The organism is Stenotrophomonas sp. S41 (assembly GCF_016624625.1).
In the GTDB taxonomy this organism is placed as follows: domain Bacteria; phylum Pseudomonadota; class Gammaproteobacteria; order Xanthomonadales; family Xanthomonadaceae; genus Stenotrophomonas.
In genome coordinates this window covers 42186-56977 of sequence record NZ_JACVTV010000007.1, presented here as the reverse complement: position 1 = coordinate 56977, position 14792 = coordinate 42186, and the positions used below count along the sequence as shown (strand labels likewise).

Here is a 14792-nt window from a genome sequence, read left to right as displayed (position 1 = left end):
GGCTTCCCATTCCTTTGGTTGTGGCCATTCTGGCGAGGCACGCCGCACAGAGCAACGTGGCCTGTGCGCCGATATTGCGCTGCAGAACGCGCTGTGATCTCGGCCGCGTTACGATGAAAACGATTCCACACCCGCTGAGACGGCTCCATGATCGCTCCCTTCCGCCGCTTGCTGCCGCTGCTGTCCCTGCTGATGCTGGCCGCCTGCGCCAGCACGCCCGACAGCGCGCGTGGCCACTTCGAATCCCGTGCGGTGAAGGTGGACGGGCAGACCGCGTACTACCAGGTCTTCATTCCGGCGGTGGCAGCACGCACGCCCGGCTCGCTGCCGGTGGTGCTGTTCCTGCACGGCTCGGGTGAGCGTGGCCGCGATGGCGTCAAGCAGACCCATGCCGGACTGGGCCCGTACCTGCGCGAACATGCGACTGACTTCCCGGCGCTGGCGGTCTTCCCGCAGGTGCCCGGCGACGAGGAGTGGAGTGACCACAACAACCGTGTGGCCGTGGCCGCGCTGGATGCCACGATTGCCGAGTTCGGTGCCGACCCGGCGCGGCAGTACCTGACCGGCATGTCGATGGGCGGCTACGGCAGCTGGAACATCGCCCTGGACGAGCCGCAGCGTTTTGCCGCCATCGTGCCGGTATGCGGCGCGGTGCTGGCCCCGCGCGCGGTGCGCCCGACCCTGTTCGTCGAACAGGTCGCCCACGAGGCCGATCCCTATGCGGCGATCGCGCAGCGCCTGCGGCAGACGCCGATCTGGATCTTCCACGGTGCGCAGGACGACGTGGTGCCGCCGGGCGATGACCGCCGCCTGCACGCCGCCTTCCAGGCGGCCGGCGCGGGCGACGTGCGCTATACCGAGTACCCCGACGGCAACCACAACGCCTGGGACGCGACCTACGCCGACCCGGCAATGTGGGCATGGCTGTTCGCGCAGAAGCGCTGACGGCCGATCAACGGGCTGCTAGGCTGAGCGTCAGGCGCCAGTGGCGGCGCACCAGGGAGCGGGACGATGAAGGCAGGGATGCTGCAGGCAGCACTTTGTGTGCTGCTGGCGTGTAGTGCGCAGGTGCAGGCACAGGAAGCGGAACCCGACTTCCGGCTGACCACGCTGCAACCCTCACGAATGAGCGTCGACAGTGGCCTGGGCCATCATCTGCGCGACGACGTCAGCGCGGCCACGCGCATCACCCAGAGCGGCGACCTGAAAGCGGCCGAAGAGCAGCTGCAGGCACCGCTGTCCTATTGCCGCGCGCAGCGCGACACCCCCGGGCGGCGCGCCTTGGCCTTCAGCAGGCGCCAGCAGTACGAGCAGTACGTGGCCGAACATGCCGATGGCATGCCCACCGAGTGGCTGGACATCACCTGTGCATCGGCCCTTCAGCAGCTGGCCTATATCCGGGTGGAGCAACGCCGTTTCGAGGATGCCATCGTGGTGCTGGAGGAAGCCATGGCACTGGCACCGCTTGATCCGGAAAGCTTCAACGAAATGGGCGTTGCGCTGATCCAGCTGCGGCGCCCGAAGGAAGCACTGGACTTCTACGAGCGCGCGCTGGCCCTGATCGATCGCGACAGCGTATCGGCCAAAAGCCGCCCGGTGGCACTGCGGGGTATCGGCTTCACCCTGATCGAACTGGGCGAACTGAAGAAAGCGCGCGCGACCTTCGAGCACGTGCTGGAGATTCAACCGAACGACCCGAAGTCGTTGAACGAACTGGCCTACATCGACGCGATGGAAGCCCGGTAAGGCCCCGGCAGATTGGCAGGGCCTTTGGTAGGTGCCGACCGTTGGTCGGCACTGTCACACCGATTCTGGATGATCCACTGCCTGCAGCGTCCCATCCATGTTCCATCGACACCACGCATGGGGATACTCACCAAGCTGCGTGGTCAATCCCGCCCTGATCGGATTGCCCAACACGTACATCGCATGACGAAACAGCGACTCATCAGACCGGATTGCGTGATCGTGATAGCTCGATTGCCAGAAACTTCCTGATCGGCCGAGCCTGCGATTGACCTGCAATGCACTGCTCGATTTGAAGCGCTGCATGATGTAGTCCAGCGAGAATGCGCGGAGCTCCACGAGCCAATGAATGTGGTCGGGCATGACCACGTAGGCAAGGGAATGCGTCAGGCCTTCCGTGTCAATCCGATGGAGAGCGTCCATCACCGCCTGCGCGGCAGTGGGATCGTCGAAGTAGCGTCGACGCCCATGGGTGACCGTGGTCAGGATGTAGGAATGGCCGATACGGGAATGGCGGCCAAGCCGCAGGCGTGCGCGGTTCATGGACACGAGCGTGTGCCCATCACCTGTCCATTGCTATCGGGTAAGCACTTCAAGGCAGGTAAGGCAGTGCCGACCAACGGTCGGCACCCACCAAGGCACCCATCCAGGCAGTTCAGTGCCAACCAAGGTTGGCATCTACCAGAGCAGAGCAAACCTGAGGCAGTGCCGACCAACGGTCGGCACCCACCCGAGCGGGCGATCAGCCCAGCAGAGTTTCCAGCACGGCCATGCGCACGGCAACGCCGTTGGCGACCTGGCGCAGCACCCACGACTGCGGGCCGTCGGCCACGTCGTCGGTCACTTCCACGCCGCGGTTGATCGGGCCCGGGTGCAGCACCGCTGCATCCTTGCCGGCACGGGCCAGGCGTTCGGCGTTCAGGCCGTACTGCGCGTGGTACTGCTCCAGCGACGGCACCAGGCCCTCTTCCATGCGCTCGCGCTGCAGGCGCAGCATCATCAGCGCGTCGACGCCTTCCAGCATCGCGTCGAAATCATCGCCGACCACGCAGCCCTTCAGGGTCTCGTCGTCCGGCAGCAGCGACTGCGGACCGCACACGCGGATCTCGCCCACGCCCAGCGTGCGCAGTGCATGCAGGTCGGTGCGGGCCACGCGCGAGTGCTTCACGTCGCCGACGATCACGACCTTCAGCTTGGAGAAATCCGGGCCCTTGGCCTGGCGCAGGGTCAGCATGTCCAGCAGGCCCTGGGTCGGGTGTGAGCTGCGGCCGTCGCCGGCATTGACCAGGGCGGTGCCCTCGCCGGCCGCGGCGGCCAGTGCGGCCACCGCGCCGTCATCAGGGTGGCGCACCACGAAGCCGCGCACGCCCATCGCTTCCAGGTTCTTCAGCGTGTCGCAGGCGGTTTCGCCCTTGCGCGTGGAAGAGGTGGAGGCGTCGAAGTTCAGCACGTCCGCGCCCAGGCGCTGGGCGGCCAGCTGGAACGAGCTGCGGGTGCGGGTCGAGGGTTCGAAGAACAGCGTGCACACCGCCGAGCCGGCCAGCACCTGGCGCTTGTTGCCGACGCGGCCGACGGCGGCATCGCGGATCTGCCCTGCCCGGTCGAGCAGCTGCAGCAGGGTTTCGCGCGGCAGGCCCTCAAGGGTCAGCAGGTGGCGCAGGCGTCCGGAAGCATCGAGTTGCTGGGCAGTCATGGCGGGAGTCGGCAGTCAGGGAATGGGGGTGGCGTCGTCGGGGGACGACAGCCAGCGGTCGATGATCACCGCCGCGGCCACGGCATCGAGGGCGGCCGCATCACGGCGGCGCTTGCGCCCTTCGGCGCGCTCGACGGCGAAGCGGCGGGCGGCCTCGACCGAGCTGGAACGCTCGTCGATCATCGCCACCGGCAGCTTGAAGCGTTCCCGCAGCTGGCGGGCGAAGCCCTGCGCGCGCTTGCGGTTGGGCTGGTCCTGGCCATCCAGGGTGAGCGGATCGCCCACCACCAGGCCGTCGGGCTTCCATTCCTTGAGCAGGCGCTCGATCGCAGCCCAATCCGGGCCGTTGCCGTGCACATCGACCACGGCCACCGCGCGCGCATGCGCAGCGAAGGCACTGCCGATGGCCACGCCGATCCGGCGCGAGCCCACGTCGAACCCCAGCACGGTGCCATCGCGGCGGATGGCCGGGGCGGCAGGAACCGGGGCGGGCGCGGACGGCTCAGACATGGCCGCTGTAATCGGTCAGCCGGAACAGGTCCACGCCGATGCGCGCGGCCGCGCCCTGCCAGCGCTGCTCCAGCGGCAGCTGGAACACCAGCTCGGCATCGGCCGGCACGGTCAGCCAGCTGTTCTCGGCCAGTTCGCTTTCCAGCTGCCCTGCCCCCCAGCCGGCACAGCCCAGGGTGACCACGGCGTTGGCCGGGCCTTCACCGCGGGCCATCGCCTCGAGGATGTCGCGCGAGGTGGTCAGGTACAGCCCCTCGCTCACGCGCAGGCTGGAATCCCAGTCGCGCGCGTCGTCGTGGATGACGAAACCGCGCTCCGGATGCACCGGACCGCCGTTGAGGACCACGCGCGCCTGCAGCTCATCATCACCGGTGGTGATGTCCATCTGCGAAAGCACCTCGCCCAGCGTGTATTCGGAAGGCTGGTTGACCAGCACGCCCATGGCCCCGTTCTCGTCGTGCTGGCAGATCAGCGCGACGCTGCGGGCAAAGGTCGCGTCGATCAGCGACGGCAGCGCGACGAGCAGGTGATCGGCAAGGGAGGTAGGCGTTACAGACATGGCGCCATTCTAGCCGGTGGGCGCCTCCGGCGCCTGCACGCCGCGCATAATGGGACGCCCGCCCGCCAGGAGAACACCTTGTCAGGATACTGCCGCATCGCCCCGGGCCACCCGGTGCATGAGTTCTACCACGCCAATGAATACGGCTTCCCGCAGCGCGACGAGCGCGAGCTGTTCGAGCGGCTGGTGCTGGAAATCAACCAGGCCGGGCTGAGCTGGGAAACCATCCTGAAGAAGCGCGAGGGCTTCCGCGCGGCCTACGATCGCTTCGACGTGGACCGCGTGGCGGCCTATGCCGAGCAGGACATCGAGCGCCTGCTGTCCGACGCCGGCATCATCCGCAACCGGCTGAAGGTGCTGGCCGCCATCCACAACGCACAGGTGATCCAGCAGCTGCGGGCCAGCCATGGCAGCTTCGCCGCGTGGCTGGACGCGCACCACCCGCGCAGCAAGGCCGACTGGGTGAAGCTGTTCAAGAAGACGTTCCGCTTCACCGGCGGCGAGATCACCGGCGAGTTCCTGATGAGCCTGGGCTACCTGCCCGGCGCGCATGCCGAGGATTGCCCGGTGCATGCGCAGCTGTTGAAGCTGGCCCCGCCGTGGGTGCAGGCGGCGGGCCGCTGACGCACATCCGCGTTGGGTCCGGTAGCGCCGGGCCATGCCCGGCGAACGCGGTATGTGCGGTTACACGCCCATGTAACGGCCGGGGCGATGGTTGAACATCAGCACCAGGCTGAGCACCACTGCGCCGATGGCCGAGTACATCACCTTCGACGGCGACAGCACGAAGAACGCGGCCACCATCAGGCAGGCATCGAAGGACATCTGCACCTTGCCGGCGCTCCAGCCGCGGGTGCGCTGCAGGTACACCGCCAGGATGCCGATGCCGCCGAGGCTGGCACGGTGGCGGATGAAGAACAGGATGCCCAGGCCGGACAGGGCGCCGCCGACCAGCGCCGAGTACAGCGGCGCGATATGCGCAAAATCAGCCCAGCGCGGCAGGATGTCGGTGAGCACGCCGCAGGCGGTGACCGCGGCGAAGGTCTTGAGGGTGAACTCCCAGCCCATGCGGCGCACGGCCACCCAGTAGAACGGCAGGTTGACCAGCACGAACACCAGGCCGAAGTTCCAGCCCATCGCGTAGTGCAGCAGGAAGGCCGCGCCGGCCATGCCGCCGATCATCAGCCCGCCCTTGGCGAAGATGGCCAGGCCCAGCGAGGCCACCAGCGTGGCCAGGACCATGCCCTGCACGTCCTCGGCGACCGAGTGGCGCAGCGCTTTCTCGTCGGCGGGGGTGCCGGCGCTGTCTGGGGGCGGGGTCAGCGGACCGGCGGTGACGAGGTGGCCGTCAGCGTCGTCGCACGGCGCCGGGCCATGGGATTGGAGGGACATTCGGGTGGGGACCGCAGGTGGGGAGCGGTATTAGACACGATCCGGGTGACAGTTGCAGATGAAATCGTTCAGTTGGGTTGCCCGCGAACGGCGCAGCCCCTCGTGGCTGGGCGGGTTGGCAGCAACAGCCGCGCTTGGCCGGGCGCGTCCACCCACGTAAGAGAAAAAAGAAGAGCAAGAGCAGAAGCGGGTCGCTTCGCTCGGTTGCGGCGGGTCAGCGCTGGGCGTTCAGGTGGTGGGCGACCAGGGCGTTGGCGTGGCCGTGGCCCAGGCCGTGCTCGGTCTTCAGGTAGCTGACCAGTTCCATGTGTTTCAGGCCCGGCTTCTTCGCCAGCAGGCCCAGCCAGTGCGCCATCGGCTGGCCGTAGCTCTTCTCGATGGAGGGGAAATACGAGGCCGGGCCTTTCGGCTTGGTGTCAGTGCTCATGTGCAGCTCCCGTTGAAAGTCATCCATTCGACGAACCACAGACCCAGAAATCGACATCCCACTCGTCCGACCCAGTGCCGACCAACGGTCGGCACCCACCAAAGCAGAATGCCGTTCCGACAGATCGCGGGAAATTGTCGAAGGCGGGGTGGCTCAGGTTGCGGGGGCGTGAGCGCCATGGATGGCGCGACCGAGGCTACATGGACGTACTTGCGCCGTCCCCCGCAACCTGAGCCACCCCGCCTCCCACAGGAAGCCAGCTTTTGAAGTTGACGTTGCTTCGGCAGGTGCCGGGCGCAGCCCGGCCGTATCATCCCCTCATGCCCCGCGAAAACCTCAACGACCTGCAGGCCTTCGTCCACGTTGCCCGCCAGGGCAGCTTCACCAAGGCCGCCGCCCAGCTCGGCGTCTCCCAGTCCGCCCTCAGCCACGCCATGCGCGGCCTCGAAGAACGCCTCGGCGTGCGCCTGCTCACCCGCACCACCCGCAGCGTGTCCACCACCGAAGCCGGCGCCCGCCTGCTCGATACCCTCGCCCCGCGCCTGGCCGAAATCGAGAACGAACTGGCCGCGCTGGCCGAATACCGCGAGCGCCCCGCCGGCACCATCCGCATCAACGCCACCGGCCACGCCGCCGAATACCTCGCCTGGCCACGGCTGGCGCCGCTGCTGCAGCAGTACCCCGATCTGAACGTCGAACTGACCGCCGACTACGCGCTGGCCGACATCGTTGCCGAACGCTATGACATCGGCATCCGCCTCGGCGAACGCCTGGCCCGCGACATGGTGGCGGTGCCGATCAGCCCGCCGCTGCGCATGCGCGTGGTCGGTGCGCCCAGCTACTTCCGCCAGCACACCGTGCCTCAGCACCCACAGGAGCTGGCGGCGCACAACTGCATCACCCTGCGCCTGCCCACCCACGGCGGGCTGATGCCCTGGGATTTCGGCCAGGACGGCAATGAACTGAGCGTGCGCGTCAGCGGCCAGTGGACCTTCAACACCATGGGCATGACCCGCGAGGCCGCGCTGGCCGGCAGCGGCCTGGCCTGGCTGCCCGAGGACCAGGTGCTGGCCCTGCTGGAACAGGGCCGCCTGCAGTCGGTACTGGATGACTGGTGCCCGACCTTCGACGGCTACTACGCCTACTACCCGTCGCGCCGCCACGTCAGCGTGGCGATGCGCACGGTGCTGGATGCGCTGCGCGGGCCGATGGGGTGAGGGTCAAGGAGTGCGGACCAACGGTCCGCACCCACCACCAACGGTCCGCACCCACCGCCAACAATCCGCACCCACCACAGCACAGATCAGATCAGCCCTTGGCCTGGGCCGCGCGCTGCGCGTTGTAGCGCTCGCCGACGATCGACACTTCTTCCAGTACCTGGGCGATGCGCTGCAGCTCGTCCGCGGACAGCACCAGTTCGGTCGCAGCCAGGTTCTCTTCCAGGCGATGGACCTTGGTGGTGCCCGGAATCGGCACGATCCACGGCGCCTGCGCCAGCAGCCAGGCCAGTGCCACCTGCGCCGGGGTCGCGCCACGCGCTGCGGCAATCGTGGCGATGCGATCCACCAGCGCCTGGTTCGCACGGCGCGCTTCCACTTCGAAACGCGGCACGCTGTTGCGGAAGTCGTTGTCGCTGAAGGTGGTATCGGCGGTGATGGTGCCGGTCAGGAAGCCGCGGCCGAGCGGACTGAACGGCACGAAGCCGATGCCCAGTTCCTGCAGGGTCGGCAGCAGTTCGCGCTCCGGTTCGCGCCACCACAGCGAGTACTCGCTCTGCACCGCGGCCACCGGCTGCACCGCATGCGCACGGCGCACCGTCGCGGCACTGGCCTCGGACAGGCCGAAGTGGCCGACCTTGCCTTCGGCGATCAGGTCGCGCACGGTGCCGGCCACGTCCTCGATCGGCACGTTCGGGTCCACGCGGTGCTGGTAGAACAGATCGATGTGGTCGGTGCGCAGGCGCTTGAGGCTGGCCTCGGCCACCGCGCGGATGTTCTCCGGGCGGCTGTCCAGACCTGTATCGGTGCGGGCATCCTTGAAGCCGAACTTGGTGGCGATCACCAGCTTGTCGCGGTACGGCGCCAGTGCCTCGCCGACCAGTGCTTCATTGGTGTACGGGCCATAGACTTCGGCGGTATCGAAGAAGGTCACGCCGCGCTCGACGGCGGCATGCAGCAGGGCGATGCCCTGGCCGTGCTCGACCGGCAGGCCATAGCTGTGGCTCAGGCCCATGCAGCCCAGGCCAAGGGCGGAAACCTTCAGGCCACTGCGGCCGAGTTCACGTGTCTGCATCGTCAAGCTCCAGAGGGGGAACGACGACGATACGCCCCTACCCCCGCTGGATTGAACGACCTGGATGGCAGTCGGTCATGACTGGATTTCATCAATCCACATTACCCATCGCGTAGCCCAGCACGGACAGCAGCAGCACCGCGCCGCCGGCCAGGGTCAACAGGATGTGCCAGACACCGAAGCGATCCATGCGCTGCATGTCCACTTTTTCATCATGGTGGTACTGCCGCAGCAGGCTGTTGACCGGCAGCAGCGGCACGAAGCCGAAGAGCGCGATCAGGGCGGCACCGTTGGGCAGGCGACCGGCGAGGTTGAGCACGAAGAACAGCACGCCCAGCACTGCCGGCGCGAAGGCCAGCTGCCGACGCCGCGACTGCGCCACGTCGCGCAGGTCACTGAAGCAAAGGAACGACCAGAGCGGGCAGAACACCGCGCGCGCCCACGGCCACTGTGTCCCGCCGGTCTCGCGCTTGATCGCGCGCCAGTTCTGCCAGAACCAGTACATCGGATACAGGCCCATCGACGCCAGCGACAGCGCGGCGATCTTCAGGGTGGACGGCGAGTAGTACGCCGCCGCGGTGGAGACTTCGAAACTGCGCGTTGCCACAGGCAGCAGCGGCGGAGGCACCGGCGATGGGGCCGGCGCGCGATAGGGGTCGTGCATGTCCATGTGCGAACCTTCTGGCGTGGTGTGGTGGTGCCGGTGCGCGGCCGGCGTCTTTCAGGCGGACGTTGCGGTCTGCACCGTCACGCGGCGGCGATGCCGCGCGATGACCGGCGCACGCGGTCGATGTCCTCGCGATGCAGCACGTAGGTGCGGGCCATCATGTCGCCCAGGCGCTGGTGGTGCTTGGACACCAGTGCGGCGATGCCGGCGGGAATGCCACCGATCAGCATCGGATTGACCTCGACCAGGCGCATCAGCGTGCGGATGATGGACTGCCACCACGAGGGCCAGCCGCCCTGCAGGTTCACCACCCGGGTACCGGTGGCCAGCTTGCCCAGCGAGCCACCCAGCTGGGTTTCCATGACCGGGTAATAGGCAACGAGCAGCAGCAGCAGAAACGGCATCACCGTCTGTGCCAGCGTCTCGCGCAGCAGGACACCCGGAGCAAGGAAGACCAGCGCAAACACCACGGAATCGATGATCGTAGCGAGCCAGCGGCGTACCACCAGCGACGAGGAGTAACCCGCGGCGATGGTGGCCGCAGTGAGCTGACGGCCCTCGCTGTTGAAGGCGATGGCGGTCATGTCCACCGGCCCCTGGGCAGCAGGCAGCGGCGGAGGCGCCGTCGTCGACGGCGCCCGGTACGGATCGTGCAATTCCATGTGCAACCCTGTGTGTCGCGCCGGCATGGTGCCGGCTCCCCCTGTCCCGCGAACGCGGTGACGGCGCGACTATCGCAGAGGCGCAGGAGCGGCGCCAGTGCTGCTCAACTCACCCCATCGCCTGCAGGGCGTCGGTGCATCCGGCCAGCGCCATCATCAGTCGCCCGGCGTTGCGGAAGGTCGGATCACGCGGTTCCCAACGGGTGATCAGACGCTGCTTGCCGTCGCGCAGCGACTCGAACGCCCACGTCGAACCATCCAGACCGAACCGTTCGTCCTCGCCCTGCATCGCAGCGAACGCGGCAACGACGGATGCCCATTCGCGCTCGCTCAACGCACGCGGCGGCGGACACGACCAGCGTATGGCGTCCGGGTCTTCGACACCCGGTGGCGGCGGTTGCTGCAGGTGCGGCTCCAATCCCGGGCCAGCACGGGCAATGATCCACGCCTGGCCCGCCGCATTGCGCTGCGCGCGTACGGTGATGCCGGAGAAGAACGAGGGAATCCAGGCAAAGCGGTAGGCCTGCACAGGCAGGAGTCCGCAGCGGAACGAGGGCTCGGGCAGCCCCTCGACCCAGCGCAGCTGGCGCACGTAGCTGGTCGTGCTCAAAGCATGGAAACCGGGGAAAGGCAGCAGTTCCCCAGGGGGCGGCAGCAGCGCCTCGGCCGAGGGCACATACCACTGCTGTGCCTGCGGATCCGCGCAGCCCTGGGCCGCAACCGCAGGCGCTGCGGCCGGCGACGGCGCCCGGCTGCAGGCCGGCTGCAGCAGCACGGCCGCCATCAGGATCATCACTGCCATCGCACGCATGTCGCCCTCCCTGGCGTGACGGGCGCCCGATGGCGCCCGCAGCGATCAACGAACTTCGGAAATCTCCACACCATCGAGGCCCTGCGACAGGGTGCGCGCATCGCCGCCCTGGCTGAGCTTGATGCGCAGGCGCACTTCGTTCTGCGAATCGGCGTAACGCAGCGCGTCCTCGTAGCTGATCTCGCCGGCCTGGTACAGCTCGAACAGGCTCTGGTCGAAGGTCTTCATGCCCAGCTCGACGGACTCCTTCATCAGCTCCTTGAGCTTGTGGATCTCGCCGTCGCGGATGTAGTCCTGCACCAGCGGCGTGCCCAGCAGGATCTCCATCGCGACCTTGCGCGAACGGCCATCCGGCGAAGGAACAAGCTGCTGCGCGACCACGCCCTTGAGGTTCAGCGACAGATCCATCAGCAGCTGGTTGCGGCGGTCTTCCGGGAAGAAGTTGATGATGCGGTCCATCGCCTGGTTGGCGTTGTTGGCATGCAGGGTGCACAGCACCAGGTGGCCGGTTTCGGCGAAGGCGATGGCGTGATCCATACCCTCGCGGGTACGCACCTCACCGATCATGATCACGTCCGGCGCCTGGCGCAGGGTGTTCTTCAGGGCGGCTTCCCAGCTGTCGGTATCGATGCCGACTTCACGCTGGGTGATGATGCAGCCCTCGTGCTTGTGCACGAACTCGATCGGGTCTTCGATGGTGATGATGTGGCCGGTCGAGTTCTGGTTGCGGTAACCGATCATCGCCGCCAGCGAGGTCGACTTGCCGGTGCCGGTGGCGCCGACGAAGAGGATGATGCCGCGCTTGGTCATCGCCAGCGTCTTGATGATCGGCGGCAGGCTCAGTTCTTCCACGGTCGGGATGCGCGTTTCAATACGACGCAGCACCATGCCGACCTGGTTGCGCTGGTAGAAGCAGCTCACGCGGAAACGACCGACACCGGCCAGGCCGATGGCGAAGTTGCACTCGTGGGTCTTCTCGAATTCCTCGCGCTGCGCCGGGGTCATCACGTTGAGGACCAGGTCGCGGCTCTGCTGCGGGGTCAGCGGCGTCTGCGTGATCGGCGAGATCTTGCCGTTGACCTTGATCGCCGGCGGCATGCCTGCGGTGATGAACAGGTCCGAGGCGCGCTGGTGCGCCATCAGCTTGAGGAACGAGGTGAAATCGATGCTGCTGGCGGTACTGGCGGTGCTGTTCATGGCGGGCTCCCAATGGGCGTTTGCCAGAGATCGGTCGGTGGACAGGACATCGCGGGACGGCGGCATGCATGCGCACCGCCCCACCGTTGCCTCGCCTTACTCGAACAGACGCTTGTCCTTGGCGTACTCGCGGGCCTGGTTGCGGGTGATCAGGCTGCGCTTGACCAGGTCCTGCAGGTGCTGGTCCAGGGTCATCATTCCGTACTGCTGGCCGGTCTGGATGGCCGAGTACATCTGCGCGACCTTGTCTTCGCGGATCAGGTTGCGGATGGCCGGGGTGCCGACCATGATTTCCCACGCCGCGGTACGGCCGCCGCCGACCTTCTTCAGCAGCGCCTGCGAAATGACCGCGCGCAGCGATTCGGACAGCATCGAGCGCACCATCGGCTTTTCGCCGGCCGGGAACACGTCGATGATGCGGTCGATGGTCTTTGCCGCCGAGCTGGTGTGCAGCGTGCCGAACACCAGGTGGCCGGTTTCCGCAGCGGTCAGCGCCAGGCGGATGGTTTCCAGGTCGCGGAGTTCGCCCACCAGGATGATGTCCGGATCCTCACGCAGTGCCGAGCGCAGTGCTTCGTTGAAGCCGTGCGTATCGCGGTGCACTTCGCGCTGGTTGATCAGGCACTTCTGCGAGGTGTGCACGAATTCGATCGGATCCTCGACGGTGAGGATGTGCCCGTATTCGTTCTTGTTGATGTAGTCGATCATCGCCGCCAGCGTGGTCGACTTGCCCGAACCGGTCGGACCGGTCACCAGGATCAGGCCCTGCGGCTGCTGGATCACCTCGCGGAACAGCGGCGGGCAGGCCAGGTCCTCCAGGGTCAGCACCTCGGACGGAATGGTACGGAACACCGCACCGGCGCCGCGGTTCTGGTTGAAGGCGTTGACACGGAAGCGCGCCAGCGACGGAATCTCGAAGGAGAAGTCGACTTCGAGGAATTCCTCGTAATCGCGCCGCTGCTTGTCGGACATGATGTCGTACACCAGCGCATGGACCTGCTTGTGGTCCAGGGCCGGGATGTTGATCCGGCGAACATCGCCGTCCACGCGGATCATCGGCGGCAGGCCTGCAGACAGGTGCAGGTCGGACGCTTTGTTCTTTACGGAAAACGCCAACAGCTCGGCGATATCCATGAGCGGCTACTCCCCAATAACGGCTTCGACTGGAAGGATCTTTCCCCTGGCGGCAGTATAGCCTCCTGTCACACTGGAACGCGTTACGTGGCCACTGCCCTGCCCGAGATCCTGAGCAACCTGCACAACGCCGCCGAGGCCGCCGGGCGGCCACCGCCGCGCCTGCTGGCGGTTTCCAAGACCCAGCCGGCCGAGGCCGTGGCCGCCCTGGCCGCGCAGGGCCAGCGCGCCTTCGGCGAGAACTACGTGCAGGAAGCCCTGGCCAAGATGCAGGCGCTGCAGGCGCTGGGACTGGAATGGCACCTGATCGGCCACCTGCAGTCGAACAAGGCCGAGGCCGTGGCCAGCCACTTCGACTGGGTGCAGAGCGTGGACCGGCCCAAGCTGGTAGCGGCCCTGGCCCGCCATCGCCCGGCCGGGCGCTCGCCGCTGAACGTGCTCATCCAGGTCAACATCGACGATGAATCCAGCAAGCACGGCTGTGCGCCGCAGGACGTGGACGCGCTGGCCGAGGCCATCGGCGCCGAGCCCACGCTGTGCCTGCGCGGGCTGATGGCCATTCCCGCGCCGTGGCCGGAAGCCGAGCGCCGTCGCGACGCCTTCGTGCGCATGCGCACACTTTTTGACTCGCTGGCCGCGCGCCATCCGCAGGCGGACACCCTGTCGATGGGCATGAGCAGCGACTACGCCGAGGCCATCGCCGAAGGTGCCACCCTGGTGCGCATCGGCACCGCCCTGTTCGGTGCGCGCCCGCGCCCGGCCTGAACCAAGGAACTCCCGCATGACAGTTGAATCGATCACCTTCATCGGCGGCGGCAACATGGCCCGCAGCCTCATTGCCGGGCTGGTCCGCCAGGGCGTGCCGGCGGCGCAGATCCACGTGGCCGAGCCGGTGGCCGCGCTGCGTGAGGCACTGGCCGCCGATTTCGGCGTGCAGACCCACGAAACGGCCGCCGAGGCCGCCGCGCAGGGCCAGACCTGGCTGTTGGCGGTGAAGCCGCAGGTGCTGCGCGAGGTCTGTCAGTCGCTGCAGGCGCTGGCCCAGGCGCAGGCGCCGCTGGTGGTGTCGATTGCCGCGGGCATCACCAGCGCGCAGCTGCAGCGCTGGCTGGGCGGTGCGCTGCCGGTGGTGCGCGCGATGCCCAACACCCCTGCCCTGCTCGGCGCCGGCGTGACCGGCCTGTATGCCACGGCGGCGGTGGATGCGCAGCAGCAGGCACAGGCTGATCGCGTGCTGGCCAGCGCCGGGCGCACGGTGTGGATTGATGACGAAGCGCTGATGGATTCGGTCACCGCCGTGTCCGGCAGCGGCCCGGCCTATGTGTTCCTGCTGGCCGAAGCGATGGAAGCGGCCGGCATTGCCCAGGGCCTGCCGGCCGATGCAGCGCGCGCCCTGGTGGTGCAGACCCTGCTGGGCGCATCGCGGATGCTGGACGAAGCCGGTGAGAGCCCGGCCGAACTGCGGCGCCGGGTGACCTCGCCCAACGGCACCACCCAGGCGGCGATCGAGAGCTTCCAGGCCGATGGTTTCGAGGCGCTGGTGGCCAAGGCGCTGCAGGCGGCGCAGCAGCGTGGGCGGGCGTTGTCGGCGGCGAATGATTGACCCGACCACCAGTAGATCCACGCCGTGCGTGGATGGAGCCTTCCCAGTGCACCGACACGCCGGCATCGACGCATGGCGTCGATCTACTGACCGCTTGGA

General features: G+C 67.5%; 18 protein-coding genes. 6 read left to right on the top strand and 12 right to left on the bottom strand.

Translation table 11 applies throughout. From position 1 onward, the window contains the following. Nucleotides 1-147: 147 nt before the first annotated feature. Both IAE56_RS03125 and IAE56_RS03120 read left to right on the top strand, forming a co-directional pair. A complete protein-coding gene (locus tag IAE56_RS03125; protein ID WP_108768030.1) occupies nucleotides 148-945 on the top strand; it encodes a prolyl oligopeptidase family serine peptidase in 798 nt (265 codons plus the stop codon). A gap of 66 nt (nucleotides 946-1011) precedes the next feature. Next, nucleotides 1012-1746: a tetratricopeptide repeat protein gene (locus tag IAE56_RS03120; RefSeq protein ID WP_200751430.1), complete on the top strand. Its 735-nt coding sequence runs from the start codon at nucleotides 1012-1014 to the stop codon at nucleotides 1744-1746. Between the two features lie 54 nt (nucleotides 1747-1800). Here IAE56_RS03120 and IAE56_RS03115 read toward each other — a convergent pair whose 3' ends face one another. From IAE56_RS03115 to IAE56_RS03100, 4 genes are all read right to left on the bottom strand, one after another. Next, complete coding sequence (locus tag IAE56_RS03115; RefSeq protein WP_200751429.1) at nucleotides 1801-2289, bottom strand: transposase; 489 nt, start codon at nucleotides 2287-2289, stop codon at nucleotides 1801-1803. Nucleotides 2290-2488: 199 nt separating this feature from the next. Further along, nucleotides 2489-3439 carry an aspartate carbamoyltransferase catalytic subunit gene (locus IAE56_RS03110; protein WP_200733420.1) on the bottom strand — a complete coding sequence of 317 codons (951 nt, stop codon included), beginning with the start codon at nucleotides 3437-3439 and terminating at the stop codon, nucleotides 2489-2491. Nucleotides 3440-3454: 15 nt separating this feature from the next. Next, nucleotides 3455-3949, bottom strand: a complete 495-nt coding sequence (gene ruvX / locus IAE56_RS03105; RefSeq protein WP_108768026.1) for a Holliday junction resolvase RuvX — start codon at nucleotides 3947-3949, stop codon at nucleotides 3455-3457. Beyond that, nucleotides 3942-4508 (bottom strand): YqgE/AlgH family protein, encoded by a 567-nt coding sequence (locus IAE56_RS03100; RefSeq protein WP_200751428.1) that lies wholly within the window; start codon nucleotides 4506-4508, stop codon nucleotides 3942-3944. The genes ruvX and IAE56_RS03100 overlap by 8 nt, the downstream gene beginning before the upstream one ends. Nucleotides 4509-4586: 78 nt before the next feature. On the opposite strand from IAE56_RS03100, the gene IAE56_RS03095 reads away from it, so the two are divergent. After that, the gene (locus IAE56_RS03095; protein WP_200751427.1) at nucleotides 4587-5132 is read left to right on the top strand and encodes a DNA-3-methyladenine glycosylase I; all 546 of its coding nucleotides are present in this window, start codon (nucleotides 4587-4589) and stop codon (nucleotides 5130-5132) included. 60 nt (nucleotides 5133-5192) lie between these two features. On the opposite strand, the gene IAE56_RS03090 is transcribed toward IAE56_RS03095, so the two are convergent. Together IAE56_RS03090 and IAE56_RS03085 are read right to left on the bottom strand one after the other, a co-directional pair. After that, a complete protein-coding gene (locus tag IAE56_RS03090; protein WP_108768023.1) occupies nucleotides 5193-5900 on the bottom strand; it encodes a YitT family protein in 708 nt (235 codons plus the stop codon). A gap of 214 nt (nucleotides 5901-6114) precedes the next feature. Further along, nucleotides 6115-6327 carry a DUF4287 domain-containing protein gene (locus IAE56_RS03085; protein ID WP_200751426.1) on the bottom strand — a complete coding sequence of 71 codons (213 nt, stop codon included), beginning with the start codon at nucleotides 6325-6327 and terminating at the stop codon, nucleotides 6115-6117. A gap of 320 nt (nucleotides 6328-6647) precedes the next feature. Between IAE56_RS03085 and IAE56_RS03080 the strand changes: the two genes are divergently transcribed. Beyond that, entirely contained in the window at nucleotides 6648-7544 is an 897-nt protein-coding gene (locus IAE56_RS03080; RefSeq protein WP_200751425.1) for a LysR family transcriptional regulator, read from the top strand. A gap of 91 nt (nucleotides 7545-7635) precedes the next feature. Here IAE56_RS03080 and IAE56_RS03075 read toward each other — a convergent pair whose 3' ends face one another. The 6 genes from IAE56_RS03075 to IAE56_RS03050 all read right to left on the bottom strand — a co-directional run bounded on the left by IAE56_RS03075 (nucleotide 7636) and on the right by IAE56_RS03050 (nucleotide 13090). Then, nucleotides 7636-8619, bottom strand: a complete 984-nt coding sequence (locus IAE56_RS03075) for an aldo/keto reductase (protein ID WP_200751424.1) — start codon at nucleotides 8617-8619, stop codon at nucleotides 7636-7638. Between the two features lie 91 nt (nucleotides 8620-8710). Next, on the bottom strand, nucleotides 8711-9289 hold the full coding sequence (locus IAE56_RS03070; RefSeq protein ID WP_200751423.1) for a hypothetical protein: 579 nt from the start codon (nucleotides 9287-9289) through the stop codon (nucleotides 8711-8713). A gap of 77 nt (nucleotides 9290-9366) precedes the next feature. Beyond that, entirely contained in the window at nucleotides 9367-9948 is a 582-nt protein-coding gene (locus IAE56_RS03065; RefSeq protein WP_200751422.1) for an RDD family protein, read from the bottom strand. A gap of 109 nt (nucleotides 9949-10057) precedes the next feature. Then, on the bottom strand, nucleotides 10058-10759 hold the full coding sequence (locus IAE56_RS03060) for a hypothetical protein (RefSeq protein WP_200751421.1): 702 nt from the start codon (nucleotides 10757-10759) through the stop codon (nucleotides 10058-10060). A 45-nt stretch (nucleotides 10760-10804) separates the two neighbouring features. Further along, nucleotides 10805-11956: a PilT/PilU family type 4a pilus ATPase gene (locus IAE56_RS03055; protein WP_200751420.1), complete on the bottom strand. Its 1152-nt coding sequence runs from the start codon at nucleotides 11954-11956 to the stop codon at nucleotides 10805-10807. 96 nt (nucleotides 11957-12052) lie between these two features. Then, nucleotides 12053-13090, bottom strand: coding sequence for a type IV pilus twitching motility protein PilT (locus tag IAE56_RS03050; protein WP_004147099.1), 1038 nt, complete (start codon nucleotides 13088-13090; stop codon nucleotides 12053-12055). 87 nt (nucleotides 13091-13177) lie between these two features. Between IAE56_RS03050 and IAE56_RS03045 the strand changes: the two genes are divergently transcribed. Together IAE56_RS03045 and proC are read left to right on the top strand one after the other, a co-directional pair. After that, nucleotides 13178-13855: a YggS family pyridoxal phosphate-dependent enzyme gene (locus tag IAE56_RS03045; protein WP_200751419.1), complete on the top strand. Its 678-nt coding sequence runs from the start codon at nucleotides 13178-13180 to the stop codon at nucleotides 13853-13855. 16 nt (nucleotides 13856-13871) lie between these two features. Beyond that, on the top strand, nucleotides 13872-14693 hold the full coding sequence (proC, locus tag IAE56_RS03040) for a pyrroline-5-carboxylate reductase (protein WP_200751418.1): 822 nt from the start codon (nucleotides 13872-13874) through the stop codon (nucleotides 14691-14693). Nucleotides 14694-14792: the final 99 nt, after the last annotated feature.

Coding starts and splice junctions, on each gene's coding strand:
- IAE56_RS03125 (WP_108768030.1), top strand. CDS start 148: ATGATCGCTCCCTTCCGCCGCTTGCTGCCGCTGCTGTCCCTGCTGATG.
- IAE56_RS03120 (WP_200751430.1), top strand. CDS start 1,012: ATGAAGGCAGGGATGCTGCAGGCAGCACTTTGTGTGCTGCTGGCGTGT.
- IAE56_RS03115 (WP_200751429.1), bottom strand. CDS start 2,289: ATGAACCGCGCACGCCTGCGGCTTGGCCGCCATTCCCGTATCGGCCAT.
- IAE56_RS03110 (WP_200733420.1), bottom strand. CDS start 3,439: ATGACTGCCCAGCAACTCGATGCTTCCGGACGCCTGCGCCACCTGCTG.
- ruvX (WP_108768026.1), bottom strand. CDS start 3,949: ATGTCTGAGCCGTCCGCGCCCGCCCCGGTTCCTGCCGCCCCGGCCATC.
- IAE56_RS03100 (WP_200751428.1), bottom strand. CDS start 4,508: ATGTCTGTAACGCCTACCTCCCTTGCCGATCACCTGCTCGTCGCGCTG.
- IAE56_RS03090 (WP_108768023.1), bottom strand. CDS start 5,900: ATGTCCCTCCAATCCCATGGCCCGGCGCCGTGCGACGACGCTGACGGC.
- IAE56_RS03085 (WP_200751426.1), bottom strand. CDS start 6,327: ATGAGCACTGACACCAAGCCGAAAGGCCCGGCCTCGTATTTCCCCTCC.
- IAE56_RS03080 (WP_200751425.1), top strand. CDS start 6,648: ATGCCCCGCGAAAACCTCAACGACCTGCAGGCCTTCGTCCACGTTGCC.
- IAE56_RS03075 (WP_200751424.1), bottom strand. CDS start 8,619: ATGCAGACACGTGAACTCGGCCGCAGTGGCCTGAAGGTTTCCGCCCTT.
- IAE56_RS03070 (WP_200751423.1), bottom strand. CDS start 9,289: ATGGACATGCACGACCCCTATCGCGCGCCGGCCCCATCGCCGGTGCCT.
- IAE56_RS03065 (WP_200751422.1), bottom strand. CDS start 9,948: ATGGAATTGCACGATCCGTACCGGGCGCCGTCGACGACGGCGCCTCCG.
- IAE56_RS03060 (WP_200751421.1), bottom strand. CDS start 10,759: ATGCGTGCGATGGCAGTGATGATCCTGATGGCGGCCGTGCTGCTGCAG.
- IAE56_RS03055 (WP_200751420.1), bottom strand. CDS start 11,956: ATGAACAGCACCGCCAGTACCGCCAGCAGCATCGATTTCACCTCGTTC.
- IAE56_RS03050 (WP_004147099.1), bottom strand. CDS start 13,090: ATGGATATCGCCGAGCTGTTGGCGTTTTCCGTAAAGAACAAAGCGTCC.
- proC (WP_200751418.1), top strand. CDS start 13,872: ATGACAGTTGAATCGATCACCTTCATCGGCGGCGGCAACATGGCCCGC.